Origin of the sequence: Trebonia sp., from assembly GCF_049794275.1 — a bacterium.
Lineage (GTDB): Bacteria > Actinomycetota > Actinomycetes > Streptosporangiales > Streptosporangiaceae > Trebonia.
In genome coordinates this window covers 1-6,132 of sequence record NZ_JBARCR010000021.1, presented here as the reverse complement: position 1 = coordinate 6,132, position 6,132 = coordinate 1, and the positions used below count along the sequence as shown (strand labels likewise).

Annotated in this window: 6 protein-coding genes and 2 pseudogenes; 5 read left to right on the top strand and 3 right to left on the bottom strand. The window is 69.3% G+C overall.

Annotation, left to right across the window (positions count from 1 at the left end; translation table 11 throughout):
- Positions 1–659, top strand: a 659-nt coding sequence (locus WA805_RS00515) for an ANTAR domain-containing protein (RefSeq protein WP_425241383.1), incomplete at its 5' end; no start/stop codon positions are given.
- A gap of 65 nt (positions 660–724) precedes the next feature.
- Positions 725–1,453 carry a GAF and ANTAR domain-containing protein gene (locus tag WA805_RS00510; protein WP_422285430.1) on the top strand — a complete coding sequence of 243 codons (729 nt, stop codon included), beginning with the start codon at positions 725–727 and terminating at the stop codon, positions 1,451–1,453.
- A 144-nt stretch (positions 1,454–1,597) separates the two neighbouring features.
- On the opposite strand, the pseudogene ftsH reads toward WA805_RS00510, so the two are convergent.
- The 3 genes and pseudogenes from ftsH to WA805_RS00495 form a co-directional block, all read right to left on the bottom strand.
- Positions 1,598–3,187: pseudogene (ftsH, locus tag WA805_RS00505) on the bottom strand (ATP-dependent zinc metalloprotease FtsH); the annotation flags it as partial.
- Positions 3,188–3,392: 205 nt separating this feature from the next.
- Complete coding sequence (locus WA805_RS00500) at positions 3,393–3,560, bottom strand: RGCVC family protein (protein WP_422275773.1); 168 nt, start codon at positions 3,558–3,560, stop codon at positions 3,393–3,395.
- Between the two features lie 106 nt (positions 3,561–3,666).
- The gene (locus WA805_RS00495; RefSeq protein WP_425241382.1) at positions 3,667–4,608 is read right to left on the bottom strand and encodes a cyclase family protein; all 942 of its coding nucleotides are present in this window, start codon (positions 4,606–4,608) and stop codon (positions 3,667–3,669) included.
- Between the two features lie 183 nt (positions 4,609–4,791).
- Between WA805_RS00495 and WA805_RS00490 the strand changes: the two genes are divergently transcribed.
- The 3 genes and pseudogenes from WA805_RS00490 to WA805_RS00480 all read left to right on the top strand — a co-directional run.
- A complete protein-coding gene (locus WA805_RS00490) occupies positions 4,792–5,202 on the top strand; it encodes a hypothetical protein (RefSeq protein ID WP_425241381.1) in 411 nt (136 codons plus the stop codon).
- A 17-nt stretch (positions 5,203–5,219) separates the two neighbouring features.
- Positions 5,220–5,846 (top strand): gluconate 2-dehydrogenase subunit 3 family protein, encoded by a 627-nt coding sequence (locus WA805_RS00485; RefSeq protein WP_422285433.1) that lies wholly within the window; start codon positions 5,220–5,222, stop codon positions 5,844–5,846.
- Positions 5,846–6,132, top strand: a pseudogene (locus WA805_RS00480) (hypothetical protein); the annotation flags it as partial. The gene WA805_RS00485 and the pseudogene WA805_RS00480, both read left to right, overlap by 1 nt.

Here is a 6,132-nt window from a genome sequence, read left to right as displayed (position 1 = left end):
CGCCGGTGTCGCTGGCCGCGCTGTGCCGGGCGGCGGCGAACTGGCTCGCGGTGGACGGCGCGAGCGTGACGGTAGTGAGCGGCCTGGGGGTGCGCGAGCCGCTGTCGGCCACCGGTGAGCTGAGTGTCCGGCTGGAGGAGCTGCTGTTCACGACCGGTGAGGGGCCGGGCGTGGAGGATTTCATGTTCGGGTCGCCGATGCTGATCCCGGACTTGGAGCTGGTGACGGAGCGGTGGCCGGGTTTCGTCCCGGCGGCGGTGGCGGCCGGGGCACGGGCGCTGTTCGCGTTCCCGCTGCAGGCCGGGGCGATCCGGGTGGGCGTGCTGTCGCTGTACCGGGCGCGGCCGGGGCCGCTCACGCCGCAGCAGCTGGCGGATGCGCTGGTCTTCGGCGACATCGCGCTGCAGCTGCTGCTGGACTCGGCAGCGGGCATCAGCGGGCTGGCCGGCTACCAGCCGCTGGACGGCCTGCCAGGCAGCCGCGCCGAGGTGTACCAGGCGACCGGGATGATCTCGGTGCAGCTCGGCGTGAGCCTGGAGGAGGCACTCGTGCGGCTGCGGGCGCACGCGTTCGCCGCAAGCACGCCGCTGGACGATGTCGCGGGCGACGTGGTCAGGCGCCTGCTGCGGTTCGATCCGGATCCCGGTCCGGCAGCCTGATCCTGGCATCGCCGGCCGGGTCCCATGACTGACGGTACGGGGCGGCGAGCGCTAGCCTGGCAGTTATGGCAGCAACGGTGGATGAGCGCCTGGCGCAGACGTTCGTGGAACTGGCGGACACCCTGGTCGCCGGGTATGACCTGATGGAGTTCCTGCAGACGCTCACCGACCGGTGCGTCGAGCTGCTGGAGGTGGACGCGGCCGGGCTGCTGCTGGCCGACGGCCGGGGCGCGCTGCGGCTGGTGGCCGCCTCGACCGAGCAGGCTCGGGTCGTGGAGCTGTTCCAGATCCAGAACGACGAGGGACCGTGCCTGGACTGCTACCGCACCGGGCAGGCCGTCATCGTCAGCGACATCCGCTCCGACCGCCCCGCGGCGCGGTGGCCGCGGTTCGCCGCCGCCGCCCGAGAGATGGGCTATGCCGGGGTGCACGCCATCCCGATGCGGCTGCGCGACCAGGTCATCGGGACGCTGAACCTGTTCAGGACCGCGCCGGACGGACTGGACCCGGCGGTAGTGGTAGCGGCCACCGCCCTGGTGGACGTGGCCACCATCGGCATCCTGCAGGAACGCGCCGTGCGCCACCAGGAGGTCGTGGCCGGTCAGCTGCAACTGGCGCTGAACAGCCGCATCATCATTGAGCAGGCCAAGGGGATCCTCGCCGAGCGGCTCCGGATCACTCCCGACGAGGCGTTCGTCACACTGCGCCGCTACGCGCGCGATCACAACCATCCGCTCACCGGGCTGGCGGGCGACGTCATCCACGGCACGGCACGCATCACCGGCGACGGATAAGCACTCGCCCTCATGCCGCTTCATCGTCAGGGCAAGGGGTGCCCCGGCCGGTTCGCGGTCGGCGGGCCCGGGTGCCCCGACGATGGCCGCCAGGTCCGACCCGTCGATCGTTTCGCGCTCAAGCAACAGGTCGACGACCTGGTCGAGAGTCTGACGATGCCCGCGGAGCAGCTTGGTGGCCGTGTCCTCGGCATCCCGGAGCAGCCTGGCTACTTCCTGGTCGATGGAACGCTGCGTTTCCTCTGCATAGGGACGGCCGGCGAAGGGATTGTCGCGGCTCGGTCCCTCCGGCCCGTAACTGACAGGCCCGACCGTTGCGGAGAACCCCCACTCCCGCACCATGTGCGTCGCGAGCTCGGTCGCCCCCGCGAGGTCGCTCGCTGAGCCGGTCGACGGTTCTGCCAGCACGATGATCTCGGCGGCGCGACCGCCAAGACGCACGGCGAGTGATGCGGTCAGGTAGCTTTCCGGATGCAGATGGCGCTCGAACTCAGGCAGCTGCTCGGTCACGCCGAGAGCGGCGCCCCGGGAAAGAATCGTGACCTTCGCGACGGGATCGGTGTGCTCCGAGAGCGCGGCCACAAGCGCGTGCCCGGCTTCGTGGACGGCCACGGCATATTTCTCCTCGGGCAGCAGCGCGTTCGACGCGTCACGGCGGCCGATGAGGAGACGGTCCCTGGCGGTGTCGAAGTCGGCGGCACTCAGAACGCGGCGATCAGCGCGCACGGCGTTGATCGCCGCTTCGTTCACGAGGTTGGCGAGATCTGCGCCAGAGAATCCGGGCGTGCCCCGCGACACTACGTCGAAGTTCACGTCCGGTGCGAGCGTCTTGCCCTGCCCGTGGATAGCCAGGATCGCGGTCCGTTCCACGTAGTTGGGCAGCGGGATCTCTACCGTCCGGTCGAAGCGCCCAGGCCTCAGCAGCGCCGCGTCGAGGATTTCCGCTCTGTTGGTCGCCGCCATAACGACCACGCTGGCGCCTGGCTCGAATCCGTCCATTTCCGACAGCAGCTGGTTGAGTGTCTGCTCGCGCTCGTCATTCGAGCCGAACCCGCCGGGACCGCGCCGGCCGCCGATGGCGTCGATCTCGTCGATGAAGATGATCGACGGGGCACGCTTCCGGGCGTCGGTGAACAGATCCCGGACCCTCGAGGCTCCGACGCCGACGAACATTTCGACGAAACTCGAGCCGCTCAGGGCGAAGAACGGCACCTGGGCCTCACCGGCGACAGCCCTGGCCAGCAGGGTCTTGCCGGTTCCCGGCGGCCCGACCATCAGCACACCCTTCGGGCCGACCGCGCCTGCTTGGTCGTAGCGGGCCGGATGTCTCAGGAAGTCCACTACTTCCATGACCTCAGCCTTGGAACCCTCGTAGCCAGCGATGTCCGCGAAGCGCGTGTGTGGCCTGTCCTCGTCGTAGACCTTGGCCTTCGACCTGCCGAAGGTCATGATCCCGCCCATCCGTCCGAGCTGCTTGCTACGGCGGCTAAGCCAGAGGAAGAGCCCGACGATGATGAGAAGCGGCAGGACCCACTCAAGTAGCAGTCCCAGCACCGAGGTCGTGCTCGGGCTGACTCCTGTCACCTGAACCTTGTGCCCTAGCAGCAGGCCGGAAAGAGCGTTGTCGTTGAGCGCGGTCGGGATCTGGGAGGTGTAGGCGCTGCCGTCGTGGAGCTTCCCGCTCACCGATCCCGCCGAGGTGATCGCCGCCGTCGAGACCTTGTTCGCGGTCACTTCGCCGACGAAGCTGGTGTAGCTGAATGCCCGGGCGGGCGTCCCGCCAACGCCCGGGTGGAAGAGCAGTAGCGCAATGAACCCGATCGCGACTCCGGCCGGCAGCAGCCATATCCGCCGCTTCGGCGTCGGCGTCGGCGTCGGTGTCGGCGTCGGGGTTGGGGGGACGGATTTCTTCGGCGGACCCGGTCGGGCCGGGGTCACGTCATCGGGGGCGCGGCATGGATGCCGGAACGCATATGCAGCGCCGCTGAATAGCCCCCTGGGTAGTCGCCTGGCAGTAGCGGGAAGCGACGGAATCATGCTCCGCAGCAGTGTGCCCGCACGCGCACGCCGTGTCTGGCGGCGGCTCAACGCGCGATGGTGTCGTCATAAGGTTGCCCCTCCCATACTTCAGTCCCAAGCCAACCGCACCCCGGGCCGCGTGCGAAATGACCAATCCCGCATGAGCCCATCACCGCAACCGATAGCCAGCCCCGTTACAGGACCGCGATCGGATTGACGGGAGAACCGGTGCCTTGCGGCAGTCGCAGCGGGGCGATAACGCAGAAAAAGGACCAGCGTCCGGCGGCCTCGCAGAGCGGCACGAGATCCTCGAACTGCAGGTAGTCGAGCAGGTGCAGGCCGAGTGCGTTAATCGCGAGCACGTGTACCGGCGTCTCAACCCCCTCGGCCACGCTGGGCGCGGTGTCGCTGTTGCTGTCGCTGCCAAGGACCGCGACCTTCCGTTCGGCAATGAACTCCAGCGCCGCGGGGTGCAGCCCCGCGCGCAGCTTGGCGGCGTCCCACGGGCCGAACTCATTGCGGCGGCGGCGGTGCCCCGTCCGCACGAATAGCAGGTCACCCGGGCCGACGCTCACCTGCTGGGATTCCGCGGCCGCGGTCAGTTCCCCGCCGGTCACGAGATCACCGGGTTCCAGCCAGGGGACGCCGCGCAACCGTGGTATGTCGAGCAGGACCCCGCGGCCGGCGATCCCGTCGCGCGCGACCTCGATGGACAGCTCTTGCGCGCCGCGCGAGGTCACCGCGTCCGCCGGTACGCCGTTGTAGAGGGTCTTGCGGTACATGATGTGGCACAGGGCGTCGATATGGCTGTCGACGTTGCCGTGCACGTTGATGCCCAGCCGGTCCTGCGCGAACGTGAGTCCACCGGGGTCGGCCTGGGTGCCCGGCGGGCCAGTCATCTCGTGGATGGCGGGCGCGGGGTCATCCGGCGTCAGGCCTGTCTCGATTGGCGCGGCAAGAGACACCGTCCGGCCCAGCCTGATCTCGCCTGCCGCGGCCAGCACCCGTTCCGGTGTGAGGTAGTTCAGCGCGCCACGCCGGTCCGCTGCGCCCCAGGCAGGCACCTGGCGCAGCCGCTGGTATAGGGCCTCGAACTCAGCCGCGTCCAGTGCGGGCTTTCCGGTTCCGACAGTCATGTGAACACTCTTCCCCGCCGCGGCCGTTCATCCCTCGCCTGAACGTTTAGTTCCGAGCCTGTGGGTACCTCGCTACGTCATGCGCCGACGCCCAGACCAGCATGCAGGCAGTCGAAGGGAACCCGGATGAAGCTAGGAAGCCCCCGTTCGGCGAGCGGACGCGCCCACCACGGCATTGACCGGATGATCCAGAACGTTGAGACCGGCCGGTTCGAGCGCAGCCTGTCCGCCCTGACGGCGGCCGGGGCGCTGGTTACCGCGGCCGAGATCTTCTTTGAGCATGACAGCGCCAGCTTCGGCAACAAGATGATGTGGATTCCCGTCGCCCTCGGGCCGGTTGGGGCGGTCGCGGGCGTGGCGGGATTCTTCAGTCAGCGGATGGCCAAGACGGCCCTGCCAGTCGCCTCAGCGGCCATCGTCGCCAACGGCCTGCAAGGGACCTACCTGCACGCTCGGGGAATCGCGCAGAAGCCGGGCGGGTGGTCCAATGCCCGCTACAACATGGAGATGGGGCCGCCGCTGCTGGCTCCGCTGCTGGTGACCATGGTCGGCGGCATGGGCCTGCTCGCCGCGATCCTGCGCCGCGAGAAGTGACCGCGCCGAAAGGCCGGGTGAGCGAACCCGCCACTGGTGACCGGTTTCCCGGCTTCAACGTCCTGGACCAGGCCGGCCACTGGGACCCGGTGACGGCGGGCGTCGTCCTTTCCCGGGTCGGAAAGCCGCCCGGCATCCGGTTCTTCACGCCCGCCGAGGAGGCTGCGGCCACGACGCTGTGTGACCGGCTGCTGGGCCAGGACGGCGAGCCGAAGGTAGCCGTCGTCCCCCAGATCGACACAAGGCTGGCGGAGCAGGAGACGGACGGCTGGCGCTACGCGGACATGCCCGAGGACGGGCAGGCCTGGCGAGAGTCGCTCCGGTTCCTCGACGAAGACAGCCAGGCCGCGTGCTCCCGCGAGTTCGCGCGGGCCTCGGCGGAGGATCAGCGAGCCGTCATCCAGGCGGTGCAGGACCTGGGCGCGAAGGAGTGGCACGGCCTGAACGCCGCGCACGTCTGGAGCCTGTGGACGCGATACGCGTGCACCGCGTTCTACGCCCATCCCTCGGCGTGGAACGAGATCGGGTTTCCCGGCCCCGCTTATCCGCGTGGTTACAAGAATCCCGGCGTGGACGCACGGGAGTCCTTCGAGGTCGCTGACACCCGCCCGTCGGATGACCCGGTTCACGGAAAGGACCGCTGATGACGGCGGTGCGCGAGCGCAACGAGTCGGCCTGGCTGCTGCCCAACGACGGCAGCAGGACTAATCACCGGCTGCGCGACGACATGCGCCGGTTCGCCGACAGCGACACAGTCGACCTGGTGGTGGTGGGCTGCGGGGCCGGGGGATCGACCCTGCTGCAGCGGCTGGCCCGGCAGGGCTGGCGGGTGGTCGGCCTGGACGCGGGGCCCTTCTGGGACCCCGACGCCGACTGGGTCAGTGACGAGGCCGGATCGCACCACCTGTACTGGACCGAGCCGCGGGTGAT

Bases quoted from the DNA above. Each gene is read 5' to 3' on its own strand.
- WA805_RS00500 (WP_422275773.1), bottom strand. From the start codon at position 3,560: ATGACGACACCATCGCGCGTTGAGCCGCCGCCAGACACGGCGTGCGCG.
- WA805_RS00495 (WP_425241382.1), bottom strand. From the start codon at position 4,608: ATGACTGTCGGAACCGGAAAGCCCGCACTGGACGCGGCTGAGTTCGAG.
- WA805_RS00490 (WP_425241381.1), top strand. From the start codon at position 4,792: ATGATCCAGAACGTTGAGACCGGCCGGTTCGAGCGCAGCCTGTCCGCC.
- WA805_RS00510 (WP_422285430.1), top strand. From the start codon at position 725: ATGGCAGCAACGGTGGATGAGCGCCTGGCGCAGACGTTCGTGGAACTG.